This window comes from Actinacidiphila sp. bgisy144, assembly GCF_057708105.1.
Genome location: NZ_JBYIRM010000004.1, coordinates 277,381 through 295,943 on the forward strand (window position 1 = coordinate 277,381; position 18,563 = coordinate 295,943).

At 71.0% G+C, this 18,563-nt stretch carries 17 protein-coding genes and 1 pseudogene; 2 read left to right on the top strand and 16 right to left on the bottom strand.

Annotation, left to right across the window (positions count from 1 at the left end):
- Nucleotides 1-9: 9 nt before the first annotated feature.
- From AC3EVP_RS07020 to AC3EVP_RS07085, 14 genes are all read right to left on the bottom strand, one after another.
- Entirely contained in the window at nucleotides 10-1,809 is a 1,800-nt protein-coding gene (locus AC3EVP_RS07020) for a hypothetical protein (RefSeq protein WP_435127252.1), read from the bottom strand.
- Nucleotides 1,806-2,945, bottom strand: a complete 1,140-nt coding sequence (locus tag AC3EVP_RS07025) for an AAA family ATPase (RefSeq protein WP_435127386.1) — start codon at nucleotides 2,943-2,945, stop codon at nucleotides 1,806-1,808. Before AC3EVP_RS07025 ends, AC3EVP_RS07020 begins: the two co-directional genes overlap by 4 nt.
- 196 nt (nucleotides 2,946-3,141) lie before the next feature.
- Complete coding sequence (locus tag AC3EVP_RS07030) at nucleotides 3,142-3,360, bottom strand: hypothetical protein (protein WP_435127388.1); 219 nt, start codon at nucleotides 3,358-3,360, stop codon at nucleotides 3,142-3,144.
- 253 nt (nucleotides 3,361-3,613) lie between these two features.
- Nucleotides 3,614-4,381 (bottom strand): hypothetical protein, encoded by a 768-nt coding sequence (locus AC3EVP_RS07035; protein WP_435127254.1) that lies wholly within the window; start codon nucleotides 4,379-4,381, stop codon nucleotides 3,614-3,616.
- A 121-nt stretch (nucleotides 4,382-4,502) separates the two neighbouring features.
- Nucleotides 4,503-5,342 (bottom strand): hypothetical protein, encoded by an 840-nt coding sequence (locus tag AC3EVP_RS07040; protein WP_435127256.1) that lies wholly within the window; start codon nucleotides 5,340-5,342, stop codon nucleotides 4,503-4,505.
- Nucleotides 5,343-5,763: 421 nt separating this feature from the next.
- On the bottom strand, nucleotides 5,764-6,846 hold the full coding sequence (locus tag AC3EVP_RS07045) for a hypothetical protein (RefSeq protein ID WP_435127258.1): 1,083 nt from the start codon (nucleotides 6,844-6,846) through the stop codon (nucleotides 5,764-5,766).
- Nucleotides 6,847-6,944: 98 nt separating this feature from the next.
- Complete coding sequence (locus AC3EVP_RS07050; RefSeq protein WP_435127260.1) at nucleotides 6,945-7,931, bottom strand: hypothetical protein; 987 nt, start codon at nucleotides 7,929-7,931, stop codon at nucleotides 6,945-6,947.
- Between the two features lie 168 nt (nucleotides 7,932-8,099).
- Entirely contained in the window at nucleotides 8,100-9,599 is a 1,500-nt protein-coding gene (locus AC3EVP_RS07055; RefSeq protein WP_435127262.1) for an ATP-binding protein, read from the bottom strand.
- Between the two features lie 27 nt (nucleotides 9,600-9,626).
- Nucleotides 9,627-10,082 carry a DUF6238 family protein gene (locus tag AC3EVP_RS07060; protein WP_435127264.1) on the bottom strand — a complete coding sequence of 152 codons (456 nt, stop codon included), beginning with the start codon at nucleotides 10,080-10,082 and terminating at the stop codon, nucleotides 9,627-9,629.
- 37 nt (nucleotides 10,083-10,119) lie between these two features.
- Nucleotides 10,120-11,592: an SCO6880 family protein gene (locus AC3EVP_RS07065; RefSeq protein ID WP_435127266.1), complete on the bottom strand. Its 1,473-nt coding sequence runs from the start codon at nucleotides 11,590-11,592 to the stop codon at nucleotides 10,120-10,122.
- Nucleotides 11,593-11,718: 126 nt separating this feature from the next.
- Nucleotides 11,719-13,014, bottom strand: a complete 1,296-nt coding sequence (locus AC3EVP_RS07070) for an SCO6881 family protein (protein ID WP_435127268.1) — start codon at nucleotides 13,012-13,014, stop codon at nucleotides 11,719-11,721.
- 31 nt (nucleotides 13,015-13,045) lie between these two features.
- Nucleotides 13,046-13,732 carry a hypothetical protein gene (locus AC3EVP_RS07075; RefSeq protein ID WP_435127270.1) on the bottom strand — a complete coding sequence of 229 codons (687 nt, stop codon included), beginning with the start codon at nucleotides 13,730-13,732 and terminating at the stop codon, nucleotides 13,046-13,048.
- Complete coding sequence (locus AC3EVP_RS07080) at nucleotides 13,732-14,040, bottom strand: DUF6112 family protein (protein ID WP_435127272.1); 309 nt, start codon at nucleotides 14,038-14,040, stop codon at nucleotides 13,732-13,734. The genes AC3EVP_RS07075 and AC3EVP_RS07080 overlap by 1 nt, the downstream gene beginning before the upstream one ends.
- Nucleotides 14,041-14,141: 101 nt before the next feature.
- Nucleotides 14,142-15,284 carry a C40 family peptidase gene (locus AC3EVP_RS07085; protein ID WP_435127274.1) on the bottom strand — a complete coding sequence of 381 codons (1,143 nt, stop codon included), beginning with the start codon at nucleotides 15,282-15,284 and terminating at the stop codon, nucleotides 14,142-14,144.
- Between the two features lie 571 nt (nucleotides 15,285-15,855).
- Between AC3EVP_RS07085 and AC3EVP_RS07090 the strand changes: the two genes are divergently transcribed.
- On the top strand, nucleotides 15,856-16,602 hold the full coding sequence (locus tag AC3EVP_RS07090) for a DNA-methyltransferase (RefSeq protein WP_435127276.1): 747 nt from the start codon (nucleotides 15,856-15,858) through the stop codon (nucleotides 16,600-16,602).
- Between the two features lie 98 nt (nucleotides 16,603-16,700).
- Here the strand turns inward: AC3EVP_RS07090 and AC3EVP_RS07095 are convergent.
- Nucleotides 16,701-16,970, bottom strand: a pseudogene (locus tag AC3EVP_RS07095) (DUF5655 domain-containing protein); the annotation flags it as partial.
- A 443-nt stretch (nucleotides 16,971-17,413) separates the two neighbouring features.
- Nucleotides 17,414-18,073, bottom strand: a complete 660-nt coding sequence (locus AC3EVP_RS07100) for a helix-turn-helix domain-containing protein (protein ID WP_435127278.1) — start codon at nucleotides 18,071-18,073, stop codon at nucleotides 17,414-17,416.
- A gap of 92 nt (nucleotides 18,074-18,165) precedes the next feature.
- On the opposite strand from AC3EVP_RS07100, the gene AC3EVP_RS07105 reads away from it, so the two are divergent.
- A complete protein-coding gene (locus tag AC3EVP_RS07105) occupies nucleotides 18,166-18,453 on the top strand; it encodes a hypothetical protein (RefSeq protein WP_435127280.1) in 288 nt (95 codons plus the stop codon).
- Nucleotides 18,454-18,563 lie beyond the last annotated feature (110 nt).

Below are 18,563 nucleotides of genomic sequence, written 5' to 3' on the forward strand. Positions count from 1 at the left end.
TGCGTCGTCTCAGCGTGTCCTGCGAATGGCGTTGGTGGCCGCCGTGGCGATGGCGGCGGGAGCGCTGGAGGGCTGGGGCAGGTGCAGCAAGGTGGTCCCCGGCAAGTGCTGGGACCTGGCGGTGAGGGTGAGTTGGAGTACGGCGCAGCCGGCGGTCGTGAGCTGCTTGACGCGGGTGACGGCTTGAGCGGTTTCGTCAGGGGTGTAGATGGCGTCGGTGACGATCATGAGGAGGCGGCCGGCGCCGGGGCGGCTGAGTTCGAGGCCGTGGTCGAGCGCGTCCAGGGCCTTGGCGAGGTTGTGACTGCGGCCGTTGGCGCCGAACGTTGTCACGCGCTCCGGTGCCCGGTGGGTGGGTCGGGTCACGGCGGTCAAGTGCGTGTCATAGGCGATGGTGGCGGTGCGGGAATCTGGGTCGGTCAGGGCTGCTGCGCGTGCCACGATCCAGGCAGCGGAGGCGACGGGCGCGCAGGCGGCACGCATGGACGCGGAGACGTCGACGGCGATCCCCACACGCAGGGGTGGGGTGGGGGAGCTGCGCCGCCGCGTGCGGGTGAACGGTTCCGCGGTGGGGACCGACCCGGCCGCGCGCTGAGCGTCGCGGGCGAGGGCGGCGCGCATGTTGAGGCGGCCGGGCGGGGTGGGGCTGGTGGTCCGCTCCTCGGTCCGCTCGCGGTAGGCGGCGGCACGCAGGGCGCGGCTCAGGCGCGCGGCGGCGCTCTTCTCGGCGGCGGTGGGCTTGCGGGTGCCGGTGACCGGTGTGCCGTAGGGCGCCGGTGTGCCGTCGGGACTGACGGTGGTGCCACGGGTGTTGAAGACCGACTTGGCGGTGGCAGCGGCCTTGCGTCGCTGGTCAGCTTGCTGGGCGCGGGTGGTGGCCTTTGCCCGGGACTGCGCGGCCACGGCGTTGTCCGCGGCAGCCCGTGCCGCGAGGTCGGCGGCGTCGTTGGCGTCCATGCTGTCCAGGACGACCGCGGCGGCGGCGGACAGCAGATCGCTGAGGTCCTCCGGCACGGGCAGGGCGGGGGCAGCGGCGTCCAGGGCGTCGCACCAGTCCTGGGCGTGCGCGAGCATGCTCTGGGCGTCGTGGTCTGCGCACTGGTGGGCTGCGGTCCAGATGCGGGTGAGGTTGGCCAGCAGGTCTGCGCCCAGCACTTGTTCGCACAGATCGGCGACGGCCTGGGTCTCGCCGGCGTCCAGGATGCCGACGTCCCGGCGGCTGAGGATCAGGGCCGCCACGCTGGCGGCGTGCTCGATGCCCTGGAGGGTGGGGTGGGCGATGTCGGGCATGACCAGGGTTCGGGCACTGGTGCGGAGGTACGTGCGGTCGGTGGGCCGCGTGATCAGGTGAGCACCTTCGATGCGGCTCTCCTCCAGTAGGAGCGCGGCCTCGACGACACGGGGGTCTGCTCCGGCAGGCGGTGTCCAGACGGAGTGGGCCGCGTGGGCGGCCTCGTGGACGACCACGCCCCAGGCGGCGGGATACCGCTCCTCGTCGCCCACGATCCGCGGATGGATCTCATGGGGCTTCAGCGGGGCGAACAGCCGGGCGTCGAACTCGACCTCGCCCAGCGTGGGGAAGAACGCGGCCGGTGCGCCGCTGCGCGTGCCGGGGCGGCAGGTGACGAGCAGGTCCTCGCGGCCGGACAGGGCGACCAGCCGATCGCCGAGCTCGGCTCCCACCCGCAGCCACGCGGCCGGGGAGGAACGGGGCTGTGCGGGCGGGGCGCCGTCGTCGTCCCAGCGCGCGAGATCGGCGTCGACGTCCGGCGTGATGGCGGGGGTCTGGACGTGGTGGTGGGCGCTCATCGCGAGCGGCCCCGCTGTGCGGAGCCGGTGCTGCCCGGGGGCTGCCGGACGGCCGAGGCGGGAAGCTGCTTGCCTAGGGTGAGGGGTGCGACCTCCTTGACGCCGGCGATCTTGCCGACGGCGGCGACGACTTCGCGGTCCTCCACAGGGGCGATGCCGATCAAGTTCGCGAGCGCGGCCCTGGCGCCGAGGACGGCCTCGGCCTTCTGGTAGCTGAGCAGCTCCCGCAGCTGCGGGGCCCATCCCAGCTCACCCAGTTCGACCTGGCGGGCGAGATGTCGGGCGATCCGCACCACCCGGGCATCGATCTTCAGGGCCAGGGCGAGGTCGTAGTCCGTGCCGACCTGGATCTGCACGCTGAACCGGCTCGCGAGCGCTTCCGTCAACACCGCCCCGTGGACGCCGGGATTGTGGCCCGCCACCACGTAGAAGCCCGGTTCGGCCTTGATGGTCTCGCCCTTGTGGGCCTTGACCTGGATCTGCCTGCGCCCGTCCATCGCGGGATACAGCGCCGCCAGAACCTTCGGTGAGATCAGGGTGGCGTCGTCGATCAGCAGGGCGCGGCCTTCGGTCATCGCGGTGACCAGCGGACCGTACTGGAAGACGTAGGCTCCCGCGTCGTCCTGCGTGTACTCGCCGATCAGGTCTCCGACCGTGGTGTCGCCGTCCCCGGCGACGGTGAGCAGGTCCGGGAAGGCAGCCTCGACCAGACTCGTCTTGCCGGTGCCCGGGGGGCCGTAGAGCAGCACCGGCACGTCGGCGTCGCGCAGGCGGTTCAGAGCTTCGACGTCGGGCAGATCGGCCAGCTCCCGGGGGTGGTAGAGCTGGCCCCCGGTGCGACGGATCGGGCCGGTCTGCTTCGGCCTAGCTGCTGCGGGAATGGTCGTACGGGCCGTGGCCGCCTGGACGCGGGGAGCGTGGGTGCCCGGCGGGCTGATCACAGCGGTCTGCGCGGCTGCGGCGGTCTTCGCATTCGCACGGAACTCCGGCTGTCCGCTTCCGCTTTGGTCGGCCTCGCCGCGTCGCACCAGGGTGAGGGCGGCGTTGCGGACGGCGCTGTGCGAGTGGCCCAGCTGCCTGGCCATGCCCCCGATGGTGAGCGTGTCCGCCGGCCGGTCGGCCAGCAGTCGGGCCACCTTGGCCCGCAGTTCGCCGCCCTTGGTGCGCGCTGGACGGGTAGGCGGTCCGGGTGCGGTCACAACGACGCTCCTTCAACAGGTAGGAGAGCGGGCGGGGTTGGCGTGGGCGGCTGGAGGGGCTGGCCGGTCTCGGAGCGGTTCACGGCCTGTGCCGACATCGGCGACCGGGCCAACCGGTGCGTACCGTCGGCGCTCACCGGCCGACCGAGGGCTCGGCCCAGGGGCAGGGGGTGGCCGGCGACGAGCAGCCCGTCGGCTGGCGAGCAGGCCCGTGCGTCCGCGTACCGGGTTCCGTCGCTCCGCAGGCGCAGCCGGGCGTCTCTTCGAAGCCGTCCTGGAGCAGGATGCGCCGGGCGGCGGCGTTGTAGCCGGTGGTGGTGATCTCGCCGGTGATGGTGTGCCGGATCGGAATGAACGGCTCTGCTGGTGCTTCGGGCACGGCGGATCTCCTATCGGTGGTGGCCAGAAAGCCGGTGGAGTGTTGGGCGAAGGCGAGGCGGGCCCGGAGCTTTTAGCGCGTGGCTGGACCACGAACGATGGGCAATGACGGCCGACGTGCTCGGGGCCTTACCGCCCCGCAGCTACCTGACTCGCCTTTCCGCACGTTCTGATGGCCGGGAGTACCGACAACGGCCATGAGCTGTTCCTTCGCAGGGATTGGGGTGTCAGTGGGGGTGGGAGAACGCCACGCGCGGGTCCACCGGCCGGGGGCCCGGGGCGGGGGCTGCGGGTGCGGGGACCGGGGGCGTGGCGGGCAGGCCGGCGCGGGCGGGACTGGCGGCCAGCGCGGCAGCACTCAGGGAGGGAAACTGGCGCGCGGCGGCGTCCGGGCTGCGTTCCCGGGGCGCCGGCCTGGCCGGTGCGGGTCGGCGTCGTGCGGTGACGTCCCGGGCGAGGGAGGGCTGGACGGCCACCTGGAGGTCGGCGCGGTGCATCGCTGCGGTGGCCTGGGCGACCTGGCCGAGAGCCTGGTCGCGGCCGGTGGCCGGCGGCAGCGTGTAGATGTCCAGGCTGGGGTGGGGCTGCCAGCCGTGTTCTTCCAGGAGCTGCTCGCCGGCGAGTGCGCCGTCGGTGGTGGCGGCGATGATGCCGAGCCGGGGGTGGTCGGCGAACGCGACGTCGGGCTGGACGCGTTGCGGTGTGGCGGCGTGGACCGGCGAGGGGGCTTTGGGGAAGGTGTCGAACTCGGCGTCGACCTGGATCTGGTAGTTGGCCCGGCGCAGGAGGTCGACGGCGCGGGTGGCGCGGCCTGGTCCGTCGCGGTGTTGATCGGCCAGTGCGTACAGGTCGGGGTGGCCGGGGACGGGGTGGAAGTCGAAGCCGCGGAGCATCCAGGCGCTCGCGGCGAGGTGTTTGGGGTTGGTGGCGACGATGCCGAAGTCGGGGTGGCGGCCGACCGCGATATCGGGGAGCGGGTTTTCGGAAAGAGGCATGGCGAATCCGTTCGGAGCGAGCAGCGACAGCGGGGTCAGAGAGGGCGGAAGGTCTGCGGGTGCGGATCATGAGCGGTGGTCCTCCAGGTCGGAGACGGTGGCAACGGGTTGGTGAGGTGGTTCAGCGAGTGCGCTCGGGCCGGGCCGCAGGCTGAACGGCCGGGGCGGCAGGATGGGCGGGGGTTGGTGCTGGACGGCTTTGCTGGGCGCTCGGCGAGAAGGCCAGCGCGGCAGCGACGCGGGGCTCCTGCGTGGAGACAGTGTCGGGCTGGGCGTGCCGGGGATGGACGGTGTGGCGGTCGGCCAGGGTGCTGCGCAACTGCTTGATCTCCAGGAAGGAGACGCCCATCTGCTGGTTGATGCGGCGCAGCCGGTCGGCGTAGAGGGGATCGGCCGCCTCGCCGAGCCCCTCCCACCAGTCAGCCGTGGCGTCAAGGATGTTGGCGACCTGGTCGAGGACGCCGTCGCCAGGCGCGGTCAGCTCACTGAGCACGGCGACGGCCTGGCTGGTGTGACCGGCCTGGGACAGGGAGTGGGCGAGGTGAGCGAGACGGTCGCCGAGGTTCACCTCGTTGTCGGTGGGGACCGGGGTGCTGTTGTCGAGCAGGTCGGCCTCGACGGCGTAGGCGAAGCCCTCGGAGCCCAGCATGTCCACGGCCCGGGTCACCGCGCGGCGCTGCTCGACCGGGTCGGTCATCCCGAAGGGCAGGTGGTGGACACGCCCGTGGTGGGTCACTTCGGCCACGAAGCCGGCGCGGTGGAGGACGGCGTCTGCCGCGTTGAACGGTTCGAGCGCGATGGACGGCGCCGGTGAGGTCAGGCCGAGCTGGTCCAGGCGGGCAGACCCGTGCTCCCGGTCGGGGGCTTCGGTGGTGTCTTCCGGGCCGGGTGGGCTGCTGGTGCGGGCGGTGACCCGGGTGCCCTGCCGGGTGATGGTGACCGCGATCTGATCGGGCTGCATGTCGGCACCTCCTTTCTGGGTCGGTCGTGTCCGGCGGTACGGCGCGAGGCCCGTGCCGGGTGGAGTGCCTGCGGGGATGGTGCGAAGTCGAGGATCCGTGGGATCTGCGGCTTGGCCTGTCCGGGATCCGGTGATAGGGCCGTCAGCGGACGCGGCGTTCGGCGGCCGGGCTGTTCGGCGGAGGGGCAGGTAGGGGAGCGGGTGTTGCGCTGGCCCAGTGGAGTTCCGCCACAGTTGTGTGGTGGACGTCCGCGGTGAGATCGTGCATCTCGGCGTTCCAGCCGGGCTGCCACCGCTTCGGCGAACTCCTGGAGACCAACGCCTGCCGGCTCGCCCGGATCGGGCTGTTGGCCGAGACGTTCAGGGGTGGGGCGCACGGCGTTCGGCTTTCGCGGTGGAAGGGGGCGGACGCAAAGGGAAGTCACCGGCCAGGGTTGTGCGGTGGTGAAGGGGGCCCGGGAGGCGGCATGGGTGCCTCGGGCGGCGGCAGCCGGTGGCCGGGCCTGGGCACCGTGGTGGTGGAGCGTGCCCGTGCGGCGGCGACGCGGGCAGCAGCGAGTTCGGCGCGTTCCGGTTCGGCGTCGGCGATGGCGTCCAGCACCGAGGCGTGGTCGATGAAGACGGTCATCGCGTACCAGCCCTCGGCGTTGCGCTCGTGGAGGGTGTCGTTGAAGGCGATCCAGCGGTCGGGGCCGGTCTGCTGGTCGAGTACCGCGGTCAGACGGGATTCCCAGTCGTCATGGATGCGGATGCCCTCGTCCAAGGCGTCGGCCAGTTCCCGCAGTCGGTAGCTCCACCGCTCGGCGGTGGAGGCGGGCAGCGGAAGTGTGGGCAGAGCGGCTGTCGCGTGGTCGATTGCGGCGGCGCCGTGGAAGAGGAACGTCTCGAAGGGCTCCCAGGCTTCGGCGTCGCGCTGGACCTGCCGGCTGCCGTAGGCGTCTTCGTCCCACGGCACGCCCCGCTCGTCGCAGAGGGAGTCCGAGACCGCATCCCAGTCCTGCAGGGCCTTCCGGGCGAGGCGGTGTGCTTCGCGCAGCGCGGGGACGCGTGCCGCTTCGACGGCGTTTCGGTAGCGGGGCAGTAGCCGGCGTTCGACGTCAGCCACGGCACGGAGCGGGTCGCCGGGGACGGCGATGCCGTGGGGCGTGTGGTTGGTGCGTAGCGCGCCGTCGATGCCGGGCGGTGCGAGGGCGGCCACGAGGAACTGCCCGCGGTGCTGGGGGCGGGCGAGGACGACGAAGCGTTCACCGTCGGGACCGTCGAGCAGAGCGGCCTGCTCGTGGACGAAGTCCTGAAGGGCCCACTCGGTATGGCCGTTGTCCCACAGCCTGTCCATCACGTGGACGTGGGTGGGGCTGTTGGGGAAGAAGTCGCCGGTTGCCGCGGACCATGAGCCGGGGAGCCGGTGGGCGAGGGCGTCGCTGAAGGCCCGCAGCCGGTCAGGCGTTTGGTCATCACGGGGAGGTGCGGAGTGGAGGGGCGCGTTCGGATCGGATGCGGGCATGGCGGGTCCAATGCGGGTGAGCGGGAGGGGGTGAGCGGGCCAGGGCGGGGAAGCGTCTGCGGGTCTGGGGCATGGGCGGGTTCCTTTTGATCTGTGGTTCAGAGGCTGCGGGGGTTGTCCGGGCGGGGTTGATCCGGGGGCGTCGCAAGCGGAAGGTCCGAGGCCGGTGGGACAGGTGCTGTGGCCGAGCCGGCGGCGGTGCCGTGGTGTTGCACGGCGGGGGAAACCGCTTCGGCGGCGGTGCGGCGACTGGCGGATGCAGCCGCGGCTGCTGCTGCGGACGGGGTGGAGACCGCAGGGGCGGCGGAGCCGTGGGTGTTCGCCTCCATCCGGGCGAGTTGCTGTTCCAAGACGCGGGCGCGGTCCTCCCGTGTGGCGATGGATGTCTCGAGCTCGGTGAGGGCATCGTCGATGCTGCTCACCAGCGGCTTGTCGACGTACCAGCGGCCGTCGGCCAGCATGTTGATGCGCGCGCGGTAGAAGAGGCAGGTCGTCTCGGCGTCGGTCACCGCGAGGTGGTTGCTGTTCAGCTCGCGCAGGTCGGGATCGGCTCCGGGCTCCTGCGCGAGGATGCGAACCTGGTCGAGGGGGCCGACGAGCGCTTCGACACGGTCGTCGAAGGCGGTGAGCGTCCTCCTCCAGTGCGGACTGAGTGTGTCGGCGCCGGGACCGTCACCCGTCGGCGTCGAGGCTTTCTCCACGGTTCGTGCGGTCCCGGGGGCCGGCGTCAGGCGCCAATGGGGGTCGAACATCGTGGGGGGTTCGGTCGCCGGTTCGGTGAGGCCGAGCATCGACTGGAGTGTGCTGGCGTCCTGGTCACGCCGCTTGATCAGTCCGTCCATGGCGTTGAGTACCCAGTCGAGTCGGATGACCAGGCCGGTGTCGGCGTAGCTGCCGGTGGCGGTGAGAGTGGACACGCTGGAGCACAACCGCCTCAGCTCGTCCTCGGTCTCCGCGAGCTTCGTGTGGAGAAACGCGGCAAGGGAGAGGGCCGGGAGGCGGTGGAAGGCGTCGATGCTGCCGTAGCGCTCAACGAGCTGGGTGTCGTACCGGGTGGTGGGAAGCGGGTGTTCGGGCGTGGTCATGGAAGCTCCGTTCGGAACAGGGTGCGAGGGCAGGGGACCGGGGACGATGGTTTCCGCGGACGTCGGCTTTGGCCGATCCGGGATCGGGTGATAGGGCGTCGGCCCTGCGGTGGTCGGCAGCTGGACTCGCGTAAGACCTGGTGGGGGTCGATGCGTGGGTGCGTGCCTTCAGCGCATCCGGGAGTCGGTGTCGAACAGCGCCCGCTCGGCTGGGTGGAGCAGGTGTTGCGTGATGAAGCTCCGGCCGGCGACTTTCCACAGGCCACGGCCTTTGGTGAGGGCGGCCACGGCTTGGGTTTCGACGCCGGTCAGTCCGAGCAGGGAGGCTGCGGCGGCGAGTTGGTCGGGTTCCTGGCGGTAGATGATGCGGGTGGAGCAGTCGGCGAGCAGGCCCTCGGCCAGGACCCGGCCGCGGGAGCCGGCGTCACCTGCGGACAGCAGGTCGGACAGCCGGTGGATGACCATGAGGTTGGCGATGCCGAGTCCCCGGGAGAGTTTCCACTGGGACTGCATCCGCTCCAGCAGGCCGACGTGCCGCATCACGCGCCATGCCTCGTCGTAGATGACCCATCGCCTGCCGCCGTCGGGGTCGGCGAGGGCGGCCTCCATCCACGCTGAGGCACAGGTCATGGCCAGGACCAGCGCGGTGTCGTCGCCGGAGCCGCCGAGCCGGGACAGGTCGATGGACAGCATCGGCGTGGCCGGGTCGAACGTGACGGTCGAGGGCGCGTCGAACATCCCCGACAGGTCGCCGTGCACGAGGCGGCGCAGTGCGTGGGCGAGGTCCTGGGCCGCGGTGCCCAGGTGTCCGGCCTGGTCGCCGAGCGCGTGGTCGAGGCGGTCCGGGGAGCCGAGGGCGTGGGCGATGTCGCCGAGCAGCGGCACTGTGCCGGATGCCTCGGCTGCCGTGACGACCAGGTCGAGCGCGAGGTCGAGGGCGGTGTGCTCCATCGGCTGCAGATCCCGCTTGAGGACGGTGCGGGCCAGGCCCGCCAGCAGCAGCAAGCGGCGCTTGCGGGTCTCGGTGGCCCAGTCCGTCTCGCTGACCGCGTCGGGCTTGGCGGGCGCGTCCAGCGGGTTCAGCCGGCCGGGCAGTCCCGGGCCGAGCGCGATGGTGTAGCCGCCGAGCGCTTCGGCGACGGGGCTCCATTCGCCCTTGGGGTCGCAGGGGACGTAGACCTTGTAGCCGTGGGCGATGGATCGGGTGGCGATGGACTTGGCCAGCGCGGACTTGCCCATGCCGATGATCCCGGCGAGCACCGCGTTGGGGTTGGTGAAGCCCTCGATCCGGCCGGAGCTGTACAGCGAGAACGGGTCGTAGCAGAAGGCCGCTTCGGCGTGGACGTCGCGGCCGATGAAGATGCCTTCCGCGCCGAGGCCGCCCTCGGCGAGGAAGGGGTAGGCGCCGGAGACGGTGGCGGTGGTCATGCGGTGGACCGGCAGGCGCAGTTTCCCGCCGCGGGCGGAGGCAGGACCGGGGCGCCCTGCGGGCGGGTAGGTCGGTCGCAGCTCCGGGTCAAGGCCCTCTTCCTGCCGCTTGGGTGGGGTGTGGGCGCGGCGGGCCTTGTGGCGGGCTTCGGCGAATCCGGCGCGGGCGGCGCGCTGCTGGGCGCGGGAGGACTTGCGGGGCGCGAAGACCTGGGTCGCGCTGGCGCGGGTGCGGGGCATGAATGTGTCTCCAGACGAACGTGGGGATCAGTGGCGGATCAAGCCGGTGAACGGGGCGTGCAGGTCCGCGGGTGTGCTGCGGCGGCGCACCAGCCGGGCGGCGATCTGGTGGCGGTGGCAGATCGTCAGGTCGGGAGCGCCTTCGGGCAGCCCGGCACGGCACGCCTCACCGTCGGGAACTTCCCCGGAGTCCGGCCGGGGGGCTGAGTGGTAGGCGGCGTGGAGGTGGTCGGCGGCCTGCCAGATCCGGGTGCGCGCGGCACCCAGGCAGTCGCCCTCGATCGGTACGAGCGGGCCGGTGCGCAGGGCGTGGGCGTCGAGCAGTTCGTAGAGGGCGACCAGGTGCTCGTGCAGCGCGTCCAGTTCCGCCCGGGAGGCGACGAGCGGACCGGTGGGGAGGTTGAGGGCGCGGTGGAAGTCGAGGGCGGCGGTGGCGAAGGGCACGAAGTCCTGCGCGGTCGGCGTGCTGGCGGTGCGGGACATGGGGGTGCTCTTTCGGCGGGAAGGGAACAGGCCGGCATCAGGCGGCAAGGGCGAGGGGCAGGGCGGCGGCGGTGAACGCCTCGGCCTGCTGCCAGCGCAAGGCCCGCAGGTCGAGCTGCGCGCCGACCGCCGCGGTCTCCACGACCGCGCACGCAGCCCGCAGCTCCTCCTCGGAGTCGGCCGAGACGGTCAGCAGGCCGGTCAGCGCGACATCGGCGTGCCCGGCGATGAGCTGGCGCTCGCGGGCCTTGATGTCCTGGTACTCGATGGAGTCGGCCTCGGAGTCGACCTGGCCGCGCCGGGCCCGCTCAGCGGCGTCCGCGATCACCGACGCTTTCTTGCGCTGGACATCGCGCAGGGCTGCGTCCAGGCCCTTCGGCTCGTACGACAGGCTGAGCGTGCGGCGAACCCCGGCGGTGAACAGGAGCTGGTGCAAGAAGCCCGCGGACGTTTCGATCCTCGGCCAGTTCTCGATCCAGTAGGTGGTGTGGAAGGCCGTGTCGGTGGCGATGTGGTCGGCGGACTCCACCACCACGACCGGGCCGGCGGCAGCCGGGTCGGCAGCGGGGCGGCCGGAGTCCGACCAACGGTCCAGCGCGGCCAGGGACGTGGGGTCGTAGGCGGTCCGCACCACGGCCGCGATCTCCGTGGCCGTGAGCCAGCCCGACGGGTTGAGGCCGGCGGTGCGTGCGGCCTGGTCGAAGGTGGAGGTGAGCTGCGCCAGCACGGAGAAGGCTCCGGTCAGGCCGCCCCCGGCCTGGTTGATCAGCCGCCGGGTGCCCTTGGTGTCGAGCGAGACCGCGACGTATGCCTCGTGTGGGGCGGCGGCCGGACCGGCGCTTTGGATCAGCTCGCTGTAGACCTGCCCGGCGATGGGGGCGTTGGGGTTGCCGTGTTCTTCCCAGTAGCGGCGCAGCGCGTCGCCGGAGTCGGGGACGGTGCGCTCGAGTACCTGGATGCGGGCGACCTGCCCGGTGCGGGCCAGCGCCGCCAGGGCCCGTCCCCAGCCGGAGACGTTCGCGTGCTGGGTTCCGGGGTCGAGCAGCGCGTAGGCGCGGCTGCTCACCTTGATCACGGCGGTCAGGGCGCCGGTGCCGGGGTGGTGGACGGCGCCGTACCGGCGGTCGGGTGCGGTGACCACCCGCAGCGAGGCGGCGGTGCCGGGCAGGTGCAGAAGTCCTTCGCGGACCGGGCGCCGGGAGGGGCGGGCCAACCAGACGAGCTGGCCGCGGGCGCGGCGCAGGGCGTAGCGGGCGACGATCGGTGTCCAGTCGGCGAGAGAGCGGCCCCGGGAGCGGACGAAGACCAGCAGCAGGATCGCGGCCCATAGCGGGATGAGTTCGAGGGCGCCGACTACGCCGCGGGTGAGGATGACGGCCAGGAGCAACAGGCCGGTGAGGGTGACGACGATCAGTTGCGGTGCGGTCAGGCCGAGCAGGATTCCGCGCTTTGAGCGGTGCGGGAACTTCACGGTGGCCGGGGCGCCTTCGGTGGCGCGGTTGTCAGTCATGGCGGTTCCAGAAGGTAGAAACGGAGGGGCGGGAGCGTGGCCGGACTCATGGGCGGGGTGCGGGAGGAAAAGGGGGCGGACAGCGGACCGGGAATTGCTGCCCGCCCCCTTGAACGGATGGCCGGGTCAGGACTCGGTGGACGGCCCTATCGCTCCTGGGTCGGAGCGGCTGGCAGGCTGAGCTCCTGCGCCGGAGGCTTCCGTCTCGGAGCTGTCTGTGCCTCCGGAGGATGGCCGGGTGATCAGCGGGGGGATACCGGGGCGCTGGATGAGCGCGCGGCCCTTGTCGCCGGTGGCGGTTTCGTTCTCGCCGTAGCGGAAGGTGGTCTTCGGCTGGGGCGGGCCGGGGTTGATGCCTTCCTTGCTGAGGTTGCTGCCGGCGGGGTTGATGCCCGAGGCGACGCCGTCCGGGCCGGCGCCGGGTACCTGGCTGGGGCCTTGCGGCGCGGGTGCGCCGGTGCCCATGCCGCTCTGCAGGGCGAGGCTGCCCGCGGTCTTCGCCGCACCGGCCGCGACCGCGAACCCCGCCACACCGGTGCGGTGCAAGTCGTCGTGGCCGCCGCCGTCGGAGGCCCAGTGCACGAAACGGTAGGTCGCGTAGGGGCAGAGCAGCACGAGGATCATCACGACGAGGCCGGCCATCGCGTCGGACAGCGCGGACAGCCCGTCGTGGGAGTCGGACTTGCCCATCGCGGACACGCCGATCAGGAACACCACGGTCATCAGCAGCTTGGACACGACGAGGGTCGCGGTGGCCTCGATCCACCCGCGCCTCCAGCGCTTGGCGACCTCCCAGCCGCCGCCGGCCCCGGCGAACACCGCCAGCGCGACGAGGATCAGCACGCCGACCTTCCGGGCGACCATCACACCCCAGTACATGAACGCCCCCAGCGCCATGGCGACCGCGACCAGCGCGGGCACGCCCCAGCCGAGGCCGAACATCACCCCGAGTTCGTCGACTTGGATGACGCGGCGGACCGCGTCGGCGGTGGAGGTGTGCGCGGCCTGGAACAACCCGTCGGACAGGGCGTCGACCACGGTGATGGCCACGGAGGTGAACGCGACGGCGCAGAAGGAGAACAGGACGCCGGTCATCGTGCCGACCACGGCCTGGGCGAGGGCCCGTTCGTCCCGGCGCCAGGCCGCCATCATCAACTGCAGGCAGAACGTGCCGACGATCAGCGCGAGTCCGATGGGCAGGAGCAGCTCGTAGTTGTCGCGGAACCAGGGCGCGTTCAAGTCGATGGCGGTGGTCTCGTCGACGGCCTTGGCCGCCAGATCGGCCGCGGACGCGGCGAGGTCGCCGGCGGACTGCGCCAGCCAGGCCCCGATGCCGTCAGTGACGGCCTTGCCGGTGGTGGACACCACCCCGCCGACGGCGTCGCAGACCTTGTCCATCAAGGGGAGATCGCAAGCGGACATGATCAGGTACCTCCTTACACGGGTGGCGGGGTCAGGGGGCGACGTTCGGCAGCACGCCGGCCAGGGCACAGGGCCGGTCGGGGCGGCACTGGACGGCGAGGGTGATCGCGCGAGCCTCCGCTCCGGCGTGGGGAGAGCCCTTCCACGCGATCGACTGGTGGCCGGTGACGGTCACGGCGTAGACGTAGGCGGTGGTGAGCGCCCCGGGATCGTCCTGCAACGCCTGCGTGAAAGCGGAGGGGACGTGCGCGTCGTCCGCGGTGGCGGTGGCGTGCTGGCCTTGGTCGGCCATCCGCTCCCACAGCACCGGCGCGGGCACCAGCTGCTCGACCGAGGCCCGATCGGCGTACTTGCTCTCGCCGGTCATCCACCGGTCAACGGCAGCGAGGAACTCCGGCTGGGAGTAGGCGCGGGTGTCGTACGACCACAACGCGACCGCCGCAGCCTTCCCGAACACGATCGGGTCGTGCGTAGACGGCGGAACCGGCAAACCCCGTGGGCTGCCACTCGCAGACGGCACCGGGGAGCCGGTGGCCGACGGAGACGGCGTAGCCGAAGCGGCAGGAGCAGAGGCGTGGTTGGGGGAGGTGCGGTTGTCACGGGTGAAGTAGGCGGCCAGGCCCGCGAGGCCGACGAGCACCACCAGGACAGCAGCTCCGACCAGTGACCGGCGGCGCAAGGCGGACGAGCGGACCGGGTGCGTAGGCGTCGTGGACATCAGTGAACCTGCGTCCCGAGCGTGGAGAAGAAATCCACGATCCCGTTCGCCGCGCCCAGCAGCAGGGCCGCGCCTGCCGAGACCAGTACGCCCTTCTTGCCGTTGGCCTCGGCCTGGTGGCCGCCGGAGTGGTGGCCCCAGGCCCACACACCGGCGCTGACCGCCAGGGCCCCCACCACGGCGATGATCCCGAACAGGTTGACGCTGCCCATCACCTCCTTGAGTACGGGCAGGCCCGGCAGCCCGCCCTCGTTCGGCTTGATTCCCGGGTCGTAGGCGAGGTGAACGACCTTCTCGGCGAGCAGCATAGGGAACTCCAGTTCGATTAATGGCGCGTCAAAGCGCGCAGGGGCGCAGCTATGGCGCAGAGGGGAAGAGAAAGGAGGGGAGGGGAGGGGAGAAGCGCCGGTCAGGCGACGCGGCGGGCCGCGAGGATCTGCGGCTTCCAGTCGGCGAGGGTGTTGATGTCCACCACGGCGCCGGTGTGCGGGGCGTTGACGATCAGGCCGGAGCCGATGTACATCCCGACATGCTCCGGAGCGGCGGCAGTGCCCTCGGTGAAGACGAGGTCACCGGGCTGGAGAGCATCGACCGAGACCGGCTTGCCCTCTTTGACCTGCGTGTACGTCGTCCGTGACAGGGTGACCCCGGCGGCCTCGTAGGACTGCTGCATGAGACTGGAGCAGTCGCAGCGGCCCATCGGATCCGGCCCGTGCGCATCGGTACACGACCCGCCCCACTGGTAGTCCGTACCGAGCTGCCCCAGCGCCCACCTGATCGCGGTCTGCACCGCCGCCGGAGCGTCGGCCGGGATCGTGTAACCGGCCGGCACCGAGCCCGGCGGGATCACCCCGAAGTCGGTACCGTCCTCGCCCGGAGCGCAGCCGCCTCCGATACCGCCGCGCACGGTGCTCGTGGTGGCGCCTGACGGGGTGGGAGTTGGCGTGGCGCCGCCGGTCGGGGCGAGCAGCGGTTCCAGCGCCTTCTGCAGGGCGGTCGCCAGCGGCTCCCACTTCGCGTAGGCATCGGGGAAACCTGACTTCTGCACCGCCTGGGCGGCCTGGGCGACCGATAGCGACTGCCACCCGGAGACCTGCTGCAGCGCCTCGTAGAACTTCGTCGAGGCGTGGACCGGGTCGAGGATCTCGGTCGCGGTGCCCCAGCCCTGCGACGGCCGCTGCTGGAACAAGCCCAGACTGTCGCGGTCGCCGTAGGTGAGGTTGCGCAGACCGCTCTCCTGCAGCGCGGTCGCCAGCGCCACGATCTGCCCCCGGGCCGGCACCCCCATGGCCAGGCCCGTGGCCTGGATCGTCTTGGCGTTGGGCACCTGATCGGCGGGGTTTTCCAGCCCCGCAACCGTGATGGTGCCGGTGCCCCCGCCGTCCAGGATGGTCTTCACTTCTGCGGCTACCGCCGCGGTATCCACAGCCTGTGTACCGCTGGTGGAACACGAGGCCGCGGCGCTCCCGGCAGTGATACCGAGCAGGGGAATGGCCAGCAGCAGCGGACCGGCAGTGGCCAGGCCGACGACGGCTCCGGCGGTCTTCTTCATCGTCGCCACCGCCCACCATGGCCAACGGCGCCAGCAGACAGCGGGGTTGGGGCGGGGCGTGAGTGGATCAGGGCGTGCTGCATCGCAGCGGCTCCTCGGTACTCGTAGGAGGCGCGGTGCCGGCTTCTCGTGCAAAGCCGCCGGCACCGCGCCGGTGTGAATCCGCCGTGAGGCGGGCCCGGATCAAAGAAGTTGGTAGCTCCTGGACGCCGGTATCAGGTCATGCGCGGCAGCCAGCCGCGCTCGTAATCTCAGGTGGTACACACAAATCCCTCTGGCAGATGTGGAGTTCGAGGCGAACGCGCTGTTCCGGCGGCCTTATTGGATAAGACAACACGGAACAGCACAGGTCAACATGGGTGGAGCGGCGCTCCGCCGTGGTGACGTGGCGAGACAGTAGACCGGAAATCCGGACGCACCAAATGACCCCGTCGTAGGCCGCGGAGAGCACCCGTCCTCGTTAGGCCGGTCCGGAATTCTCGGCTACCCTCCGGCGCAACCTGTCTTCCGAATGCCGCCGTTCGGCATTCCCCGGAGCGTCCAGTTCTCTCGCGCCAGAAAGGCCCCGCGCATGACCTACACGCTGCACCGAGACGACGCCCTCACCGTGCTCAAGACCATCCCCGACGAGTCCGTCCACGCCGTCATCACCGACCCGCCCTACAACTCCGGCGGGCGCACCAGCTCCGATCGCACCGGCCGCACCGCCCGCGCCAAGTACGTCACCAGCAACAGTGCCCACGACCTGCAGACATTCCCCGGCGAGAACCGAGACCAGCGCTCGTACCGCTCCTGGCTGACCGAACTGCTCACCGAGGCGTACCGGGCCGCGGTCGAGCACGCGGTGGCCGTGGTGTTCTCCGACTGGCGCCAGGAACCCACCACGAGCGACGCCCTGCAGATGGCGGGCTGGACGTGGTCGGGCACGATCCCGTGGATCAAGCCCGCGAGCCGGCCGAGGAAGGGCGGCTTCAAGCAGGCGTCGGAGTTCATCACCTGGGGTGTAAAGGGCAGCCTCGACCGCAGCCGGGACCTGTACCTGCCCGGCTACTTCATCGCCTCCCAGCCCCGCAAGGACCGGGTCCACATCACCCAGAAACCGGTCGAGGTCATGCAGCAGCTCGTCCGCATCTGCCCCGAAGACGGCACCGTCCTCGACCCCTTCACCGGCAGCGGCTCAACCGGAGTCGCCGCCCTGCGCGAAGGCCGCCACTTCATCGGCATCGAACTGTCCGACCACTACGCCACCGTCGCCGAACGCAGGCTCCATGCCCAACTGACCCAGGACGACTTCGTCCTGGCCGGACCGGAGGAGTAGGCATGAGAACCCCCAGACCGGGCCGGGTGACGGTAGACGCAAAAAAGGGCGGTTGGTCCACCGGAGAACCGGCGCACCAACCGCCCTTCCTCTTGTTGTCAGGCCGCCTCGAACGACCGCCGGATCAGCGGTCCGGCCTTCTCCAGATCGGCCGCCGACGAGATCCGCACCTCCAGGTCACCCGTCCCGAGATGCCCGATCCCGCGCATATCGCGCGTGAAGCCCTCCTCCAGCACGACCGTGTCCGGGTCGAGGGCGAAGACCAGGATGACCCCGTACGACGGACGGAAGACGACCGACGCACGGTTCACCATCCGCCGGTAGGCGATGTAGTGACGAAGGCGCGCCACCTCCACCTCGCCCCATGACGGTCATGTCGGACCGCAGGTCAACTCCTGCGTAGAGTTTGCGCCTGGTCTCTTCCGCATCTGGGAGCGGTAGTTTGTCGGAGGCGACCTTGGCCAACAGATCGCTGATGCGCCGTTGGCCGTCACGATCCTCCACGTCCGGAATGGAGAGGAGGGCGCGAACCTTGTCCAGATCCTCCTGCGCCTTCGTGGTGGACTCGTACCCGCCGCGCCGGAAGGTGCGCCGCACCTCCTTACCGTCCACGATCGTTGGTGGCAGCTCCTGACGCAGATTCCACACGCCGTGCCGCTTCTGCTTGAACTTCGGGCAGGACTGCCCGTATTGCTTGCCGGATTCCGGGTTCCGGCAGGCGCACCGTCGGAACGTCGAGCCCTTCACGTGCCGTCCTTTCTCAATGAGCACGGCATGCGCTCGTGTCGTCGGGAGTAGGTCTGAGCGCCCTTCATGACGAGGCTGGTGCTTGTCTTGGCCCTTCGGCTTCGTCAACGAAGGCCAACTCATCGGGGAGGGTCGGCGGTGCGAGGCCCCTCTGGCGCATCTGGCGACGGAAGGCGCCCAGATCGGCGCAGTCTTCGAAGGCGTGCTCCTCGTAGCCAGCTGCGCGTTCCAGGAGGGCGGCTCTGCGGTCGCGGTCCAGGGTGGTGGTGGCCTCGCGGCGCCGTTCCTTGGCCAGAGCGGTGGCGGCGGTGGCGGCGGTGACTAGGTCGCCGTGACTGCGGAAGAGGTCGAGCAGGTCACGGGAGGTGCCCGGAGCGGCTGGGTGGACGAGGGCGGTCTCGCCGGTGAACCAGGCAAGGGCGTCCCAGGTCGAGACCTCATGGCCCGGCAATACCTCGACGGTGGGTTCGGTGCCGAGGGGGAAGAGGAGGGCGATTGGTGGGATGCCAAGGACGTCGGCTAGGACGACGAGGTCGACGATCGAGATGCTGGCTCGGCGGCCGGCTTCCAGGTTCTTGATCGTCTGTTCTTTGATCTCGGGGTGCCCGCAGTCGGCGCAGCCCTGGGCGAGGCCGCCCATAGTGAGGCCGGCGGCCTGCCGAGCCTCGCGCATCGCCTGGACCACGCGTGAGGCGAACTCTGTCGGCCAGTGATCTGGTGTCACAGATGCACTCTACGTCTCAAAGAAGTGCATCAGCAATCGTGTGATACACCTTCTGCGTGCACTGGGTACCGGGAAGTGCTGGGAGGGGCATCGTGAAGGCACTCAAACCGTCCTCGGAAGTGCGGGGGCTGACGGGTCAAGAACTTCTCGCCCTGCCGGCGGCCATCGACCTCGACACCGCTAACCGGGCACTCATGATCGGACGCTCGACCGGCTACGCGCTTGCCAGGCAAGGGCGCTACCCGGTCACGGTGCTGCGCCTGGGAAACGCCTACCGAGTCGTGACGGCCGACCTTCTGAAGCTGCTCGGACTGGAGCGTCTGTCGGCGGGGGCCAGTCGAGCTGAGGACGAAGCCGTGCAACGCGGCCTCTGCGCGTGACATGCAGGTGTGTTGCCGCCGAAGGTCAGCGGGCCGGGCCGGGCCGTGCCGTGCCGGGAGGCCGAGGTGCTGCGGTAACAGCTCCGGCTTGCCGGCGGTGAGATCGTGCC